This window comes from Falsiroseomonas sp. HW251, from assembly GCF_050563545.1.
GTDB lineage: Bacteria > Pseudomonadota > Alphaproteobacteria > Acetobacterales > Acetobacteraceae > Falsiroseomonas.
The window spans coordinates 72,027-87,989 of the sequence record NZ_JBNXUM010000014.1 but is presented as its reverse complement, the minus strand read 5'-3'; the positions used below and the strand labels follow the sequence as shown (position 1 = coordinate 87,989).

The following is a 15,963-nucleotide window of genomic DNA, read 5'->3' as shown; positions in this document are numbered from 1 at the left end:
CCCTCAATTTTGGCGTTACCTGCCGTTATTTGAATAACCGAGCGTCACGCGAATGTCCTCGACCGCCACCCGCCCCTACCGCCAGGTCGCCCGCGCTGCCGCGACCGAGGAGACGCGCCGCCGCATCGCCGCCGCCTTCGCCGGCGCGCTCGAGACCGGCTGGATCGAGGACATCACGCTCGACGATGTCGCCGCGGCGGCCGGCACCACGCGCCAGACCGTCATCCGCCTCTTCGGCGGCAAGGAAGGGCTCCTGAGCGACTGGGCCGAGCGTATGAACGAGGAGGTGATGACGCGCCGCGCCCTGCGCCCCGGGGACGGGCCGCGCGCGGCCGTCCACGCGGTGTTGCAGGACTACGAGGCCATCGGCGACATGATCCTGCGCCTGCTCGCGCAGGAAGGCCGCTACGCTCCCCTGTCGACGATGCTCGATAGGGGTCGCGGCTGGCACCGCGACTGGGTTGCGAAGGCCTTTGCCACGGAACTCGCCGCCCGCCCGCCCAGGGCGCGAGAGGCGCTGCTCGACCAGCTCGTGGTCGCCACCGACGTCTTCACCTGGAAGCTGCTGCGCCGTGACCGGGGCCGCAGCCGGGCAGAGACGGAGGCACGGATGGCCGGACTGATTGCCGGAGTACTCCAGGAAGGAGACGATCGCGATGGGTGAGTTCCTTTTTGCCGTCTGGGAAGGCGGCGGCAACGTCGCGCCGACGCTCGGCGCGGTTAGGCGGCTGGTCGCGCGCGGCCATCGCGTCCGCGTCCTCGCGGACGACACGGCCCGCACGGAGGTCGAGGCGGCAGGCGCCCTGTTCCGCCCCTGGCGCAGCGCGCCGAACCGGCCCGACCGCCGGCCCGAGACCTGCTACTTGCAGGACTGGACGGCGAAGGACCCCGGCGGCGAGCTGCTGGCGCTGCTCGACCGCGTCACCATCGGCCCCGCCGCCGCGCATGCCGCCGATACCCTGGCGGAGCTGCGCCGCGCGCCGGCTGACGCGGTGGTGTCGAGCGATCTTCTCTTCGGCCCGCTGATCGCCGCCGAGGCCGCCTCCGTCCCGGCCGCGGTGCTTGCGGTGAACGTCAGCGTCATGGCGCCCATCCCCGGCATGCCCCCGGTCGGTCCCGGCATGGCGCCGCCGCGCACGCCGGCGGAGCATGCGATGGCGGCGGAGGCCGCCGCCTGGTTCGCCGCGCGCCTGAACGAGCGCCTGCCGGTGCTGAACGCCGCGCGCGCCGGCTTCGGCCTGGCGCCGCTGGCCGATGCGTTCGACCAGCCGCGCCGGGCCGCGATGACGCTGCTCGCGACCAGCCGCGCCTTCGACTTCGACGTGCCTGCCCTGCCGGACGGCATGCGCTATGTCGGGCCGCTGCTCGACGAGCCGGACTGGGCGCGCGGTTGGACCGCGCCCTGGCGCGATGCGCGGCCTCTGGTGCTGGTGGCGATGAGCACGACCTTCCAGGACCAGGTGGGCGTGATCCAGCGGCTGCTTGACGCGGCGGCGACGTTGCCGGTGCGCGTGGTCGCGACGCTGGGTCCGGCGCTGGAGGGCACGGCGCTCCGCGTGCCCTGCAACGCCGCGGTGATCGCCCGCGGCTCGCACGACGCGCTGATGGCCGAGGCCGCGCTGGTCGTGACGCATGGCGGGCATGGCACGGTGATGCGCGCGCTGTCCCATGGCCGCCCGCTGCTCTGCATCCCGATGGGGCGCGACCAGAACGACAACGCGGCACGCGTCGTCACGCGCGGCGCGGGGCTGCGACTGGACCGCGATGCGCCGGAGGAGGCGCTGCGCGCGGCCATCGCCACGCTGCTGGACGACCCGCGCCATGCCGCTGCGGCCGCGGCGCTGGGCGAGGCGATCGCCGCGACGGACCCGAAGGACGCGCTGGTCGAGGCGCTGGAGGAGCTCGCCGCCCGCGAGCCCTGCCGCTGCGCGGCGTAGCGCTCTTCCCTCCGCCGCTCCTGCTTCCCCCTCCCCCGCTGTTGCGGGGGAGGGATGGGGTGGGGGCCATCCGGCAGGCTACTGCCAGCCCACCCCCGCCGCCTTCATCCGCCGCACGACGTAGGCCAGCCACGCCAGCTGCACCGCCACGGCGGGAATCACCACGAACTGCTTCGTCCCCACCGGCAACGCGAGGAAGGCGGCGACCAGCCCCGCGTTGAACAGCGCGAAGCCCCAATGCACCGCGGCCACCACCCGCACCGGCACGCCGCTGCGCTGCGCGAGCTGGTAAAGGTGCGTCCGGTGCGCCGCCATCACGCGCTCACGCATCAGCCCGCGGCGGACCAGCGTGAACCCGGCGTCGAAGAGCAACCCGAACATCAGCAGCGGCACGATCAGGAAGGAGAGCTGCTGCCCGTCGAAGCGCGACGCCGCGACGGCCAGCACCGCGATGACGAAGCCGGCGAACTGGCTTCCGACATCGCCCATGAAGATGCGTGCGGGATGCAGGTTGAAGGGCAGGAAGCCCGCGAACCCCGCCGCGAGGAAAAGCGCCGCGGCATAGACGAACCAGCCCTGCTGGTCCGCCGCGATGGCGCAGAGCGCCGCCGACGCAATCAGCAGCGTGCCGCCGACCAGCCCGTCCAGCCCATCCATGAAGTTGACGGCGTTGGTGCAGCCGACGATCCAGACCAGCGTCAGCAGCGGGCCCGCCAGGCCGAGGTCGAGGACGCCGACATAGGGCACGGACAGCCGCGTCACGACCAGCCCGCTGGCCACGGCCACCAGCGCCGCGCCGCATTGCGCGGCCAGCCGCAGCTTCGCCGAGAGGTCGCGCATGTCGTCCCACAGCGCGACCGCGGCGATCGCGACCGCGGCGAGGATCACGCCCACGAACTGCCGGTCCGCGATGCGCGCGAATTGCGCGACCTGGTAGAGCACCAGCATGCCGGTGACGAAGGCCAGCACAACGCCGACGCCGCCGCCGCGCGGGGTCGGGCGGACATGCGCGCTGCGCGCGTTCGGATGGTCCAGGATCGGGAAGGCGATCATCAGCCGCACCGCGATCGCGGAGATCGCCGCCAGCGCGCCGGCGAAGCCGAGATGCTCGAGGAGCGCGTACCACCTCATGGCGCCACGCGCGCGGGATCGAGGCTGGCATAGACGTCGCCGGAATTGGCGTCGTGCGGCAGGGCGGCGATCCAGTCGGCCATCGCCTGCGCGCCGAGCGGCCGGACATGCGCGAATGCCATGCCCTCGCCGAGGCAGGCGTTGAAGGCGCGGTACCCCAGCGCGTCGAGCCGCGTCACGCAATCGAAGGCGACGTCGCGCTGGATCGTCGTGAACTCGAAAGACATGCTGCGCGGCGCGCGCGTGAGGCCCGACAGCGCGACGGCCTCGTAGCCCTCGACGTCGATCTTCACGAAGTCGGGCATGCCGTGCTGCGCCGCCAGCGTGTCGAGCGTGGTCACGGGCAGCGCGATCTCGGCGTCCCAGACCTGGCCTTCCCAGCCGGCGGCGCCGTCCGCCGCGGCGACGAAGGCGTCCGATGCGGTCGCCACCGTCGGGTTCGCGGTGTTGAGCCGCAGCACCGCCTGGCCGGGCTCCGCGCCGACCAGCGCGGCGACGCGGATCACGCCGGGATCCCTGTGGAACAGCAGCCGCAGCAGGCGGGCGAGCCGCGGCTGCGGCTCCACCGCCACGGCACGCGCGCCGAGGCGCCGGAAGCTGGCCGTGCGGTCGCCGACATGCGCACCGACATCCATGCCGAGATCGCCGGGGCCGAGGAAGCGCGCGTGGAACGCATCGAGCGCGGCGGCGCGGCCTGGCGCGTAATAGGTGCGGAGCGACTTCGCGATCGCGGCGGTGGTGGTCATGCGAAGACGACGGCGCAGCCGCCGGCGTGCTCCGGCGGCACCATGATCCCGTCGGGCAAGTCGCGGAGCGGCAGGTCCTTCAGCAGCGCGCGCGCCGTCGCGGCGTTGTCGGTGGTGCGGATGACGCAGCCCGCGATGAAGGGCAGGGACGGCGCGGCCACGCCCGGCAGCGCGCGCGGCAGCGCCTCGGGCGGGATGATGCGGATGCGCGTCTCCATCTTCGGGCTTTCCGGTCCCGCGGCGCGCGCGGCGCCGGGCAGGCGCAGGCGAAAGCCCGCCAGGCTGTCGGGCTCGGCCGGCAGGCCGGCGAGCCTTGCAAGGCGCGCCGTCGTCTCGGCGGGGTTGGCGCTGACGACGACGGTGGATTCCAGGGCGTCCGCGCCGTTGCGGTGGCCCATCCAGCGCGCATCCCAGACGAGCTCCGGTGTCAGGTGCTGGACCAGCTGCACGCGGCCTTCCGGCGCGTCGGGGAAGGGCAGGCGGGCGAAGCGGGCGATCGGGCCGCCGGGTTCGACCGGCCGCTGCAGCCAGGCGACGCCGGGGATCGGCACGCCGCCGCGGCGCAGCCGCGCCAGGTTCCCCTCGGCGTCGTCCATCGCCAGCGCCAGGATATGCGTGCCCTCGTAGCGCTCGACGAAGCCGTCCACGCCGTTGGCGAAGAGCGTGGGGTCGGCGATGCCGAGCAGCTCGACATAGCCGTGGCGGAGGAAGGCGCAGCGGTTGACGCTGCCGAAGGGCTCGACCGGCCCGTCCGGCGTGCGGCGCCCGGACTGCTGCGCGCGCGGCGACAGGGCGAAGCCAAGGCGTTCCCAGGCCGCCCAGAGCGGCGCGGGGTCTCGGGCGCAGAGGCCGATATGGTCGAGGGCGAGGGCGGTGGTCACGGCGTGCCGGCGGTGGGCCCGATCACCCCGGATTCTCGTACTTCTCCAGCAGCCACGCCGCCGGCTCCTTCGCCGCCTCGTCGTACCACTGCGCCACCAGCGGATGCGCGCGCACGGCCTCGCAATAGGTCCTTGTCGTCGCGGTCAGATCCGGCTGCCAGGTCAGGAAGCGCGTCACCACCGGCGCGTACATCGCATCCGCCAGGCCGAAGTCGCGGCCGAACAGGAACGGGCCGCCGGACGCCTTGAGCGCCTCGGCCCAGATCGCCTCCACCCGGGCGATGTCGGCCAGCGCGTCGGGCGTGCGGCCCCGCCCCGGGAAGGTCCGGCCGAGGTTCATCGGCATCGCCATCCGCAGGCCCCGGAAGCCCGCATGCATCTCCGACGCGATCGACCGCGCATGCGCCCGCGCCGCACGGTCGGCCGGCCAGAGGCCCGGCGCGAACTCCGCGCAGTATTCGGCGATGGCGAGGCTCTCCCACATCCGGGCGCCGCGGTGTTCGAGATAGGGGACCATCCCGTTCGGCGAGATCGCCCTGATCGCCTCCGTCCCGCCGCCGCCGGCGAGCGGCACGACGACCTCCTCCACCTCCAGCTTCGCCAGCTTCACCATCAGCCAGCCGCGCAGGCTCCAGGAGGAGTAGCGCTTCGTTCCGATCACGAGGCGGCCTTCGGCCATGACAACCCCCAGGGACAAGGGCGGCGCTTATGGCATGGCGCCGCCCTTCCGGCCACGCCCCTACAGGGCTATGCACCCCCGCGATGGCTGCGACCGCCCGAGACCGGATCCTGACCAACCTGGGGCTCGACGCGGCGGTGGCGGCGATGGCCGTGCCCGCCAGCGTCTGGCTGGCCGCGCCCGGTGCCTGGCCGCCGGCTTCGTGGTGGCTGCTCGGCCTGCCGGGCGGGGCGCTGGCCCTGGTGGCGGCGGGCTGGCCGCTCAAGCTGCCGCGGCAGTACTGGCGCTTCGCCTCCATGCCGGAACTGCTGGCCTGCGCCGGGGCGGCGGCGGGCGCCGCCGTGCTGTTCTGGCTGCTGCTGCTGGTCACCGGGGCCTGGCGGTCGCCCAACCTGGCCTTCCCGGCCATCCATGCGCTGACCCTCGCCGCGCTGCTCGCCGCCCCGCGGATCGCCGCGCGGCTGCGCCATGTCGGGCGGATCGGGCCGCTCTCGGACGCGCCGGCGCAATCCGTTCTAGTCATCGGCGCGAATGACGGCGCCGACCTCTTCCTCCGCGCGCTCGGCCAGGAACGCGGCGTCGCCTATCGCGTGATGGGCATCCTGAGCCTGCGCGAACGCCAGATGGGCCGCCGCATCCACGGCGTCGCCGTCCTCGGCGTGATCGAGGACGCTGCCGCCGTACTGGACGCGCTGCGCGACGAGGGCCGCCTGCCCGCGCTGGCCGTCCTGGCGACCCCCCTGCAAGGCCCGCCGCTGGAACGGCTGCTCGATGCATGCGACCGCCACGGCGTCCCGGTGAAGCGCCTGCCTAGCCTGACCGCGCTGCGCCCGGCCAGCCGCCGCCCCGGCGAGCGCGAGCAGGAACCGCGCCTGACGCTGCGCCCCATCGAGATCGAGGAGCTGCTGGACCGCCCGCAGGTCCCGCTCGACCGCGAGGGCATGGCCCGCCTGGTGCAGGGCCGCCGCGTGCTGGTGACCGGTGCCGGCGGGACCATCGGCGGCGAGCTCGCCCGCCAGGTCGCGGCGCTGGGCCCGACCAGCCTGACGCTGCTCGATCACGGGGAATACGTGCTCTACGAGATCGACCTCGAGCTGCGGGAGCGTCACCCCGGCGTGCCGCGCCGCGCGGTGCTCGCCGATGTCCGCGACGAGGAGCGCATCCGCCGACTCTGCGCCGAGATCCGGCCCGAGCTCGTCTTCCACGCCGCCGCGCTGAAGCACGTCCCGATGGTGGAGAACGATCCGCTCGAGGGGCTGCTCACCAACGCGCTCGGCACGCGCGTGGTGGCGGATGCCGCGCGCGATGCCGGCTGTTCGCTGATGGTCTTCATCTCGACCGACAAGGCGGTGAACCCGACCAGCGTGATGGGCGCGTCGAAGCGCCTGGCGGAGATGTACTGCCAGGCCCGCGATCGCGAAGCGCGCGCATCCGGCGGCATGCGCCTCGTCACCGTGCGCTTCGGCAACGTGCTGGGCAGCACGGGATCGGTGGTGCCCCTCTTCCGTCGCCAGCTCGAGCGCGGCGGCCCGCTGACGGTCACCCATCCCGACATGCGCCGATACTTCATGACGGTGCGGGAGGCCGTGGGCCTCGTGCTGCAGGCCGCCGTCGTCGGCGCGACCGATCGCGCCGACGCGCCGAAGGAACTGCGCGACGGCGGGATCTTCGTCCTCGACATGGGCGAGCCCGTGAAGATCGTGGACCTCGCCCGCCGCATGATCCGCCTCGCCGGCCTGCGTCCGGAGGAGGACGTCGAGATCCGCTTCACCGGCCTTCGCCCCGGCGAGAAGCTCTACGAGGAGCTCTTCCACGGCCAGGAACCGCCGCACCCCACCGCCTTCCAGGGGCTGCTGGTCGCGGTGCCGCGGACCACCGACGCCGCCGAGATGGCGGCCGCGATCGACCGCGTCGCAGGGATGGCGAGCGCAGGCGACCGGGACGGCGCGCTGGCCGAGCTCGGCCGGCTGGTGCCGGAGTTCGCTTCGCCCGACGCGGCATGACACGCGGCCTTGCCGCGGCGCCGCGGCACGCCACATTACGCAGGTGTCACACATCACCCGCCGCGCCGTCGCGGCCGCGCCGCTGCTGCTCGCTGCCTGCGCCGACGGACCCGTCCGGGGCGCGGCAATGAGCGCGCATTTCGACGGTAGCCGCTTCCGCAACCCCGATGGCGAGGCGCCGCGCAGCCTGCTGCGCGTGCTGCAATGGCAGCTGACTGAAAGCGCCGAGTCCTGGCCGGATGTCGTGCCGAGCCCCTTCCCGAACGACCGCCCGCCGCGCCGCGTGGACGGCGACCGGCTGCGCATCTCCTTCGTCGGCCATGCCAGCTTCCTGTTGCAGGCGCGCGGACTGAACGTGCTGACCGACCCCGTCTGGTCCGACCGCGCCAGCCCCTTCGGCTTCACCGGCCCGAAGCGCCGCAACCCGCCCGGCATCGCCTTCGACGACCTGCCGCCGATCGACGCCGTCCTGCTGTCCCACGGGCATTACGACCATCTCGATCTCGCCACCATCGCCCGGCTCTGGGACCGCGACCGGCCGCGCATCGTCGCCCCGCTCGGCCACGACGCGACGATCCAGGCGCACCGCGCGGACATCGCGGTGACGACGGCCGACTGGCACGCCGTGGTGCCGCTGGCCGACGGCGTCGTCGCCTCGCTCGAGCCCGTGCACCACTGGACCGCGCGCGGCGTCTTCGACCGCAACCGCGCGCTCTGGTGCGGCTTCGTCGTGAAGGGGATGGGGCCGGGCTTCCTCTTCGCCGGCGACACCGGCTTCGACGAGGGCCGCCCCTTCCGCGCCATCGCCCGCAAGCACGGCGCGCTCGATCTCGCGCTGCTGCCGATCGGCGCCTATGAGCCGCGCTGGTTCATGGCGGCGCAGCACATGAACCCCGACGACGCCGTGCAGGGGCTGGAGCTGCTCGGCGCGCGACGGGCGCTCGGCTACCACTGGGGCACCTTCCAGCTGACCAACGAAGGCGCGGAGCAGCCCGCGATCGACCTCGCCACCGCGCTGGCCGCACGCGGCGTCGCGCCGGCGCGCTTCCTCGCGCTCCGCCCTGGCCAGGTCTGGACCCCCGAAGCCGCGGCGAGAGCCTGATTTCGCCCCGTCTTCGCCGCGCGCTCGGGATTCCGGGCGCACGGCGCGCGCATCCTCCTGCCGCCGGACAGGAGAGCCGCCATGACCAAGCCTCGTTTCCCGCAGGACCCCGTCGCCTGGCGCGCCGCCGCCGAGGCCGAGCTCGCCGACCTCAGGGAGGTCGGAGGCCCCTGGGCCACCGCCGCCGTCACCGCCTTCCTCGTCGCGATGCTCGGCCTCGCCATCTGGTCGGGCGGAAGTGCGCCGCGCGCCGAGGTTGAGGCCGATACCCCCGTCCTTCACGCGAGGCTGGCAGTGGGCGAGTGAGCCCTGTCATGATCGGCACGGCCGCGGCCGGCGACAGGGGGACCGGGATGGGACGTGCACCTGGGCGTGCATCGGGGCGCGCGCCCTCGGCGGCGCCGAAGCGGATCAAGAACCTCGTGCCCTCGAAGGACACGACGAAGGACTGGTCCATCACCGTCGCGCTGAACTCGGGCGCGCTGCGCGCGGCGCGGCCGCCGAAGGAAGTGGACCTCCGCGCACCCTGGTGGCCGCCTGGCCACCAGGGCGACACCGGCTCCTGCGTGGGCTGGGCAACGGCCGATGGCGTGATGCGCCACCTGCTGGTCTCGGCAGGCAAGATCCGCAAGGACCAGCGCCTGTCGGTGCGCCACGTTTGGATGGCGTCGAAGGAGACCGACGAGTTCCGCTCCCGCCCCGAGACCTTCATCGAGGAATCCGGCACGAGCCTCAAGGCGGCCGCCGACATCGTCCGCAAGCACGGCATAGCGCTCGACAGCGAGCTGCCCTTCGTGGTGCGCCAGACGATGTTCCTTGGCTCGATCGAGGAGTTCTACGCGGCCTGCGCGACCCGCAAGATCGCGAGCTACTTCAACGCGCGGAAGAACCTCGATGAATGGCGCAAGGCGCTGGCCGCCGGCACGCCGATCCTGACGGGGCTGACGACTGACGGCAGCTTCGACGACGGCGGGCGGCGGGGCGTGCTCGACCGCGTGCGCCCGACGAAGGACGATGGCGGCCATGCCATCTGCGTCGTCGGCTACCGCGGCGACGGCAGCTTCATTATCCGCAACAGCTGGGGCGAGGGGTGGGGCGATGGCGGCTTCGCCTACGCCACTCCCCGCTACATCCAGGCGCGCTTCTTCGACGAGAGCTTCGTGCTGACGCTGTGAGGGGGAGCTGCCTCCCCCTCGGCGCGACCTTGCGTCACGACGGCGGCTGCGGCGGACGGCCCGAACGCGCGGCGTTGTAGCCCGCCTGGTATTCCTGCTTCTGCTGCTCGAGGTGGTGGTTGTAGAGCGCGCCCGCCGCCACGCCGACGCCGGCGCCGATCAGCGCGCCGACGCCCGCCTGCGCGGTGAGCGAGCCGATGGCAAGGCCACCCAGCGCGCCGGCTGCGGTGCCGATGGCCAGCCGCTCCTCGTTCGGAGTGATCGTCAGGGGCTGCAGGTTGCCGCCGCTGCAGGCGCCGAGGCCGAGCAGCCCGGCGAGTGGAAGAATCGTCGCGAGACGCCGCATGGTCCGTCTCCTCCTCAGCGGGTGGTGCGGGCGCGCGCGGGCTGCGCGGGCGGGCAGGGATAGGTGGTGGAGACGAAGCGGGCGAGACCGTCCACCGCGCGCTCGGAGCCGAATTGCGGGTTCGCCCGCGCCCAGGCCGCGAAGGCGGTCTGGAACTCCGCCTGGCTCGGCCCCGGCGTCGGCAGGCAGAAGAGCGGGCGCTGGTTCGGCCGCACCGAGGCGTGGTGATACTGCCCGGCTCCCACGATGAAGCCGCGGCAGAAGGCGGTGGCCGGTGCCTCGGAGGTCTGCGGTGCGGCCCCGCAGAGTTCGGCCAGCGTGGCGGTGGTCAGCATGGAGGTGGCGGGCGCCGGCTGGGCCTGCGCCGCGCCGGCGGCCAGCACCAGGGCGGCGGCAGCCAGCCCGATGGTTCGCTTCATGTCGTGCGTCCTTCCCCCGTCGCCCGGACAACCTCGCCCGGAACGGTGAGCAAGGCTAGGCGGGTCGCCCGCGCCGCGCCAAGCCTCGGCTGGGCCGAAAGCGTATCCGGTTCAGGCTACCCTGGACGCCTCCGCCGGCTCCGGCGCGCCGCCGGACGGTTCGGCCTCGGGCGGGATGCGCAGCACCACCGCGGTGCCCTGGCCCGGCGCGGTGCGCGTCGCCAGCTCCGCGCCGATGCGCTGCGCGAGCGAGCGCACGAGCTCCCGCCCCAGGCTGCCCTTGGCGCCCGCGGCTTCCTCCATGCCGACCCCGTGATCGCGCACTTCCACCTCCAGCCACCCATCGGCCGCGCGGACGACGCGCACCCGCACCGTCCCGCCCTGCCCGGCGGGATAGGCGTGCCGCACCGCATTGGTCAGCAGCTCCGTCACCACCAGGCCGAGCGGAATGGCGCGCGCCACGTCCAGGAAGGTGTCGCCCTCCCGCTCGCAGACCACCGGGATCGCGGGATCCAGCCGCCCGACGAAGCCGCAGAGCTCCGCGATCATCCGGCCCATGTCCGCCGCGCCGAGGTCGGGGCTGCGCTGCAGGGCGGCATGCGCCTGCGCCACCGCGGTGATGCGCGCCATCGCTTCCTCCAGCAGCGCGGCCGCGGTCTCGTCCTTCACCCGGCCGCGCTGCACGCGCAGGATGGAGGCGACGAGCTGCAGCGAGTTCTTGATGCGGTGGTCGGCCTCGCGCTGGAGCAGTTCCATCTGCGCGACGGCGTCGCGCAGCGCGGCCTCGGTGCGCTTCTGCGCGGTGATGTCGAGGCTGGCGGAAACGGCGGCGACGACGCGCCCGGACGCGTCGCGGATCGGGCTCGAGTTCGACAGCATGGTGATCGTGCTGCCGTCGGCGAAGACCGCCTCGTATTCCTCGTTGCGGTGCTCCTCGCCGCGCAGCCCGCTCTGCAGCGGCATGCGTTCCGCCGGCACCCGCGCGCCGTCCTGGTAGAGCGTGACATGCCCGAGCGTGACCAGGCCCGGTGAGGAGCCCGCGAGCGGCGCGGTGGAATCGCGCGCCACGCGCAGCATCTCCGCGGCGTGGCGGTTGCGCGTGATCTCCCGCACCTCCGGCCCGCGGGCGAACCAGATGCCGACGGGGGCGAGGTCCATCAGCGCCTCGAGCTCGCCGACCTTGGCCTGCAGCGCGGCCTCGGCCCTCGCGGCGCGCGCGATCGCGGCGCGCAGGATGGCGGCGAGCGCGACGAAGATCGCCTGCGTCACGACGAACAGCACGAGGTTCGCGAGCACGGCCCCGTGCAGCTCGAACGTGCCCACCGGCTCCATGAAGAAGTACCAGGCGATCACCGTGGCGACGGCGCCGGCAAGCGCCCCTGCCCAGGCCCCGCCGAACAGCGCCGCCAGCATGGTCGAGACGTAGAAGGTCGCGAAGGGCACGACGGCGCCGAGCGGGCTGAGCACGGCCCGCAGCAGGGCGGCCGCCGCGGTCAGCAGCAACGCGACCACGGGCGCCTGCCAGGCCGGCGAGGAGCCCGCCGCGGTCAGCCGGGCCAGTCTCGCGATATACACAGTTCTCCCCCGCGCATAAGGGCCATGATGGGCCAGCACCCTTCGCCTTGCGGCATCACCTTGAGGGGAGGCTTTCCACCCCCTCGCGCAACCCGCTGAAACGCCGGGTGATTTGGACGGCACGGGCGGCAGGGTCTATGCAGCGCGCCAGACAGGCCACCGACGGACCATCATGACCACGCGTCCCATCGCGCTCTTCGACATGAAGGCGCAGCAGTCCCTGATCCGCGCCGAGCTCGACCGCCGCATCGCCGCCGTGCTGGATTCCGGCGCCTTCATCAACGGGCCGGAAGTGCGCGAGCTCGAGCAGAAGCTCGCGGCCTTCGCGGGCTGCGCGCATGCCGTCGGCGTCTCCTCCGGCACGGACGCGCTGCAGATCGCAATGATGGCCGAAGGCATCGGCCGCGGCGACGCGGTCTTCCTGCCGGCCTTCACCTACACCGCGACGGCCGAGGTGCCGCTCGTGCTCGGCGCGACGCCGGTCTTCGTGGACGTCGATCCCGTCACCTTCAACATCGACCTCGCGGATCTCGAGAAGCGCATCGCGCTGGTGAGGAGGGACGGCAGGCTGAAGCCGCGCGCCGTGATCGGCGTGGACCTGTTCGGCCTGCCCGCCGACTGGCCGGCGATCGAGGCGGTCTGCGCGCGGGAAGGCATGTTCGCCCTCGACGACGCCGCGCAGGCCTTCGGCGCCGCGCTGGGGGGCAAGCGGCTCGGGCGCTGGGGCCATGCGACGGCGCTCAGCTTCTATCCCACGAAGACGCTGGGCTGCTACGGCGACGGCGGCGCGCTGCTGACCGACGACGCCGAGCGCGCGGAGCTCTATCGCCAGCTGCGCACGCATGGCGAGGGCAAGTCCCGCTACGAGGTGCTGCGCACCGGCATGAATGGCCGGCTCGACACCATCCAGGCCGCGATCCTGCTGGCCAAGCTCGGCCTGCTCGAGGATGAGCTGGTCGCCCGCGCGCGCATCGCGGAGGGCTACGGCAAGGGCCTGTCGGGCCTGGTGCAGGCGCCGACATCCGTGCCCGGCGCCGTGCATGCCTGGGGCCTCTATTCCGTGCTGCTGCCCGACGGCGCGGACCGCGCTTCCGTGCAGGAGACGCTGAAGGCGGCCGGCGTGCCGAGCGGGATCTACTACCCGAAGCCGTTGCACCATCAGCCCGCCTATGCCGGCGCGCATCGAGCGAGCGTCGCCGGCGGCCCGCCGCCGCTGCCCGTCAGCGAGATGCTCTGCACGCGCATCCTGTCGCTGCCGATGCATCCCTACCTCACGCAGGACGAGGTGTCCCGCGTGGTCGCGGCGCTGCGCGCGGCGGTCTAGAAGCGCTTAGCCGGCAGCGCAAAGCCGCTGCATCAGTGGTGCTTCCAGACCACCGTCTCCAGCGCGGGCCCGGTCGGGTCGCAATCCAGCCACTCGCCGTTGCCGATGCTGCGTCCCGTCATGGACAGGATGAAGCCCCAGTGGCTGACCACGACGGTGTGCTGCCAGTCCTCCAGCACCGCCATCTCGCCGCGGAAGCGCGCGGCGCGGGCCAGGACCTGCTCGGCCGGCTCCTCCTGAGCGGGCCACCACACCTCGTCCAGGTGATCGAGCGCGACATGCGGAAACGCCGCGCGCAGCGCCGTCGCCGGGCTGCCGACGTCGCAGGTGAAGGCGTAGCGCTCCCGCACGATCGGGTTGACCAGCACGGGCAGGCCCAGGCGCCGGGCGAGCGGGGCCGCGGTCTGCAGGGCTCGGCTGTAGGGCGAGGCGATGATGCGCCGGACCTCCCGCGTGCCGGCGATCGCCTCGGCGGCGGCCTCGGCCTGGCTGTGGCCGAGCGGGGTCAGGCGGGGATCCTCGATGCCGGGATCCCGCCGCGTGGCCGAGAAATGCAGGTTGAACTCGCTCTGGCCGTGGCGCAGCAGGATCATCGAGGCCGTCTCTCCGGGATAGGGGCGCGATTACAGGGGGCGAATTGCGCCGTCCATTGTGCCGCAACCCCTGCCGGCGCAGGCTATTCGCATCGTGCCGTTGCGGCGGGGGCCTGCGGCCCCTAAGTGATGCGGCAGATGAGGAGTTGTCCATGTCCGGTGGCTTCCCGGTCGACCTGATCCTGTTCGGGATGGTCGCGGCCTTCCTGGTGCTCCGCCTGCGCAGCGTGCTCGGCCGGCGCACCGGCTTCGAGCGCCCGCGCCGCGAGGGGCCCGGCGCCTACGACCCTGCCGCGGCGCAGCGCCCGGCGGAGATCGCGCCCGACCTGCCGGCCGCGGCGATGCCCGCCGGCGGCACGCGCCGGACGGTGCCCGATCCCGGCAGCCCCGTGGGGCAAGCGCTGATGCGGATCCGCGGCGTGGACCCGTCCTTCGACCCCAACGGCTTCCTCGACGGCGCCGAGGGCGCCTTCCGGATGATCGTGGACGCCTTCGCCCGCGGCGACCGCAACATGCTGCGCATGCTGCTGGACGACGACACCTATGCCGGTTTCGCCGGCGTGATCGACGGCCGCGAGCGGGCCGGCGAGACCCAGCGCAGCGAGGTCCGGGCGATGCAGGAGATGGCGATCGAGGCCGCCGACCTGCGCGGCACCACGGCCGATGTGACGGTGCGTTTCGTCTCCGACCAGGTCAACGTGACTTCGTCCAAGGACGGGAGCATCGTTGCGGGCGCCGATGCGGTGACCGAGCTTGCCGATATCTGGACCTTCCGCCGCGACCTCCGCAGCCAGGACCCCACCTGGAAGCTGGTGGCCACCCGTTCGGCCTGACCGGTCGCCAGCCCCTCTCCACCCGCAGGGGGGAGAGGGTTGGGTGAGGGGGGCGCGTGTCGCGCTCCTCGCCCTTGCCCTGTTTGCCACCCCCGCCGTCGCCCAGCAGCGCCCCGCGGCCATCCCGCCGCCGCCCCCGCCACCGCCCGCGCCGACGATCCCCCTCACCGACCTCCCCGGCTGGTCCGAGGACCGCCAGGCCGAGGCCATCCCCGCGCTGCTCACGGCCTGCCGCGTCATCGCGCCCATGGCGCCTGGCGCGCCGCTCGGCGGCACCGGGCCCACCCAGCGCACCGCCGGCCAGCTCGCCCCGCTCTGCGAGGAAGCCGCGGCGGTCCCGGCCGGCGACGACGATGCCGCGCGCGCCTTCCTGCTCCGCCGCTTCCGCGCCCTGCCGATGGGGCAGGATACGCTGACCGGCTATTACGAGCCCGAGCTCCGCGGCAGCCTGACCCGCAACGCCCGCTTCAACACGCCGCTGCACGCCCGCCCGCCCGAGCTCGTCGAGATCGAGCTCGGCAACTTCGCCCCCGACCTGCGGGGACGGCGGATCGTGGGAGAGCTTCGCGACGGCCGCCTGCAGCCCCTGCCGGACCGCAGCGGCATCCTCGCCGGCGCGCTCGCCGGGCGGAACCTCGAGATCGCCTGGGTGGACGACCCGGTGGATGCCTTCTTCCTGCAGATCCAGGGCTCCGGCCGCGTGATCCTGCCCGACGGCAGGCTGGTCCGGGTCGGCTATGCCGGCTGGAACGGCCACCCCTATTTCGCCATCGGCCGCGGCCTGGTGGAGCGCGGGGTCATGCCGCGCGAGAGCGTGACGATGCAGTCGATCCGCGCCTGGCTGGCGACCGCGGGTGCGGCGGAAGCGACCGCGCTGATGGCCCGCAACCCCAGCTACGTCTTCTTCCGGCGGGTGGAGCTGAAGCCCGAGGAAGGGCCGGTCGGCGCGCTCGGGGCGCCGCTGGTGCCGATGCGCGCTGTCGCCGTGGACCGCGCGCATGTGCCGCTCGGCCTGCCGGTCTGGGTCGCCGGGCGGGACCCCGTGGCCGATGCGCCGCTGCGCCGGCTGACCATTGCCAAGGATACCGGCGGCGCCATCCGCGGCCCCGCGCGGGCCGACCTCTTCACGGGCTGGGGCCGGGAGGCCGCGGAGCGCGCGGGGCTGATGCGCGATGCCGCCAGCCTCTGGGTGCTGGTTCCGCAGTAGCGCTGCGCGCGG

At 73.5% G+C, this 15,963-nt stretch carries 17 protein-coding genes; 9 read left to right on the top strand and 8 right to left on the bottom strand.

Translation table 11 applies throughout. The annotated features are described in order from the left end of the window. The first annotated feature begins 52 nt into the window (after positions 1 to 52). Both ACLF3M_RS17945 and ACLF3M_RS17940 read left to right on the top strand, forming a co-directional pair. Positions 53 to 664, top strand: coding sequence for a TetR/AcrR family transcriptional regulator (locus ACLF3M_RS17945; RefSeq protein ID WP_430658334.1), 612 nt, complete (start codon positions 53 to 55; stop codon positions 662 to 664). Further along, positions 657 to 1,937, top strand: coding sequence for a nucleotide disphospho-sugar-binding domain-containing protein (locus ACLF3M_RS17940; protein ID WP_430658333.1), 1,281 nt, complete (start codon positions 657 to 659; stop codon positions 1,935 to 1,937). Before ACLF3M_RS17945 ends, ACLF3M_RS17940 begins: the two co-directional genes overlap by 8 nt. A gap of 78 nt (positions 1,938 to 2,015) precedes the next feature. On the opposite strand, the gene ACLF3M_RS17935 is transcribed toward ACLF3M_RS17940, so the two are convergent. From ACLF3M_RS17935 to ACLF3M_RS17920, 4 genes are read right to left on the bottom strand one after another with little or no spacing between them, the layout of a single operon-like run. Further along, positions 2,016 to 3,068 carry a glycosyltransferase family 4 protein gene (locus tag ACLF3M_RS17935; protein WP_430658332.1) on the bottom strand — a complete coding sequence of 351 codons (1,053 nt, stop codon included), beginning with the start codon at positions 3,066 to 3,068 and terminating at the stop codon, positions 2,016 to 2,018. Then, positions 3,065 to 3,814 (bottom strand): FkbM family methyltransferase, encoded by a 750-nt coding sequence (locus tag ACLF3M_RS17930; protein ID WP_430658331.1) that lies wholly within the window; start codon positions 3,812 to 3,814, stop codon positions 3,065 to 3,067. The genes ACLF3M_RS17935 and ACLF3M_RS17930 overlap by 4 nt, the downstream gene beginning before the upstream one ends. After that, complete coding sequence (locus ACLF3M_RS17925) at positions 3,811 to 4,695, bottom strand: VOC family protein (protein ID WP_430658330.1); 885 nt, start codon at positions 4,693 to 4,695, stop codon at positions 3,811 to 3,813. The genes ACLF3M_RS17930 and ACLF3M_RS17925 overlap by 4 nt, the downstream gene beginning before the upstream one ends. A gap of 22 nt (positions 4,696 to 4,717) precedes the next feature. Further along, the gene (locus tag ACLF3M_RS17920) at positions 4,718 to 5,374 is read right to left on the bottom strand and encodes a glutathione S-transferase family protein (RefSeq protein ID WP_430658329.1); all 657 of its coding nucleotides are present in this window, start codon (positions 5,372 to 5,374) and stop codon (positions 4,718 to 4,720) included. 83 nt (positions 5,375 to 5,457) lie between these two features. Between ACLF3M_RS17920 and ACLF3M_RS17915 the strand changes: the two genes are divergently transcribed. From ACLF3M_RS17915 to ACLF3M_RS17900, 4 genes are all read left to right on the top strand, one after another. Then, positions 5,458 to 7,377 carry a polysaccharide biosynthesis protein gene (locus ACLF3M_RS17915; RefSeq protein ID WP_430658328.1) on the top strand — a complete coding sequence of 640 codons (1,920 nt, stop codon included), beginning with the start codon at positions 5,458 to 5,460 and terminating at the stop codon, positions 7,375 to 7,377. Positions 7,378 to 7,420: 43 nt separating this feature from the next. Continuing rightward, positions 7,421 to 8,479 (top strand): MBL fold metallo-hydrolase, encoded by a 1,059-nt coding sequence (locus tag ACLF3M_RS17910; RefSeq protein WP_430658327.1) that lies wholly within the window; start codon positions 7,421 to 7,423, stop codon positions 8,477 to 8,479. Between the two features lie 81 nt (positions 8,480 to 8,560). Beyond that, complete coding sequence (locus ACLF3M_RS17905) at positions 8,561 to 8,785, top strand: hypothetical protein (protein WP_430658326.1); 225 nt, start codon at positions 8,561 to 8,563, stop codon at positions 8,783 to 8,785. A gap of 8 nt (positions 8,786 to 8,793) precedes the next feature. Beyond that, the gene (locus tag ACLF3M_RS17900) at positions 8,794 to 9,654 is read left to right on the top strand and encodes a C1 family peptidase (protein ID WP_430658325.1); all 861 of its coding nucleotides are present in this window, start codon (positions 8,794 to 8,796) and stop codon (positions 9,652 to 9,654) included. Positions 9,655 to 9,688: 34 nt separating this feature from the next. Here ACLF3M_RS17900 and ACLF3M_RS17895 read toward each other — a convergent pair whose 3' ends face one another. The 3 genes from ACLF3M_RS17895 to ACLF3M_RS17885 form a co-directional block, all read right to left on the bottom strand. Beyond that, a complete protein-coding gene (locus ACLF3M_RS17895; RefSeq protein WP_430658324.1) occupies positions 9,689 to 10,000 on the bottom strand; it encodes a glycine zipper domain-containing protein in 312 nt (103 codons plus the stop codon). 14 nt (positions 10,001 to 10,014) lie between these two features. Continuing rightward, positions 10,015 to 10,419: a Rap1a/Tai family immunity protein gene (locus ACLF3M_RS17890; RefSeq protein ID WP_430658323.1), complete on the bottom strand. Its 405-nt coding sequence runs from the start codon at positions 10,417 to 10,419 to the stop codon at positions 10,015 to 10,017. 111 nt (positions 10,420 to 10,530) lie between these two features. Continuing rightward, on the bottom strand, positions 10,531 to 11,994 hold the full coding sequence (locus ACLF3M_RS17885) for a sensor histidine kinase (protein ID WP_430658322.1): 1,464 nt from the start codon (positions 11,992 to 11,994) through the stop codon (positions 10,531 to 10,533). A 172-nt stretch (positions 11,995 to 12,166) separates the two neighbouring features. On the opposite strand from ACLF3M_RS17885, the gene ACLF3M_RS17880 reads away from it, so the two are divergent. Continuing rightward, a complete protein-coding gene (locus tag ACLF3M_RS17880; protein WP_430658321.1) occupies positions 12,167 to 13,318 on the top strand; it encodes a DegT/DnrJ/EryC1/StrS family aminotransferase in 1,152 nt (383 codons plus the stop codon). 32 nt (positions 13,319 to 13,350) lie between these two features. Here the strand turns inward: ACLF3M_RS17880 and ACLF3M_RS17875 are convergent, their stop codons facing one another. Beyond that, positions 13,351 to 13,911 (bottom strand): histidine phosphatase family protein, encoded by a 561-nt coding sequence (locus tag ACLF3M_RS17875; protein ID WP_430658320.1) that lies wholly within the window; start codon positions 13,909 to 13,911, stop codon positions 13,351 to 13,353. 152 nt (positions 13,912 to 14,063) lie between these two features. Between ACLF3M_RS17875 and ACLF3M_RS17870 the strand changes: the two genes are divergently transcribed. Together ACLF3M_RS17870 and mltA are read left to right on the top strand one after the other, a co-directional pair. Next, the gene (locus ACLF3M_RS17870) at positions 14,064 to 14,744 is read left to right on the top strand and encodes a Tim44/TimA family putative adaptor protein (protein ID WP_430658319.1); all 681 of its coding nucleotides are present in this window, start codon (positions 14,064 to 14,066) and stop codon (positions 14,742 to 14,744) included. A gap of 43 nt (positions 14,745 to 14,787) precedes the next feature. Beyond that, on the top strand, positions 14,788 to 15,951 hold the full coding sequence (gene mltA, locus ACLF3M_RS17865; protein ID WP_430658318.1) for a murein transglycosylase A: 1,164 nt from the start codon (positions 14,788 to 14,790) through the stop codon (positions 15,949 to 15,951). Positions 15,952 to 15,963 lie beyond the last annotated feature (12 nt).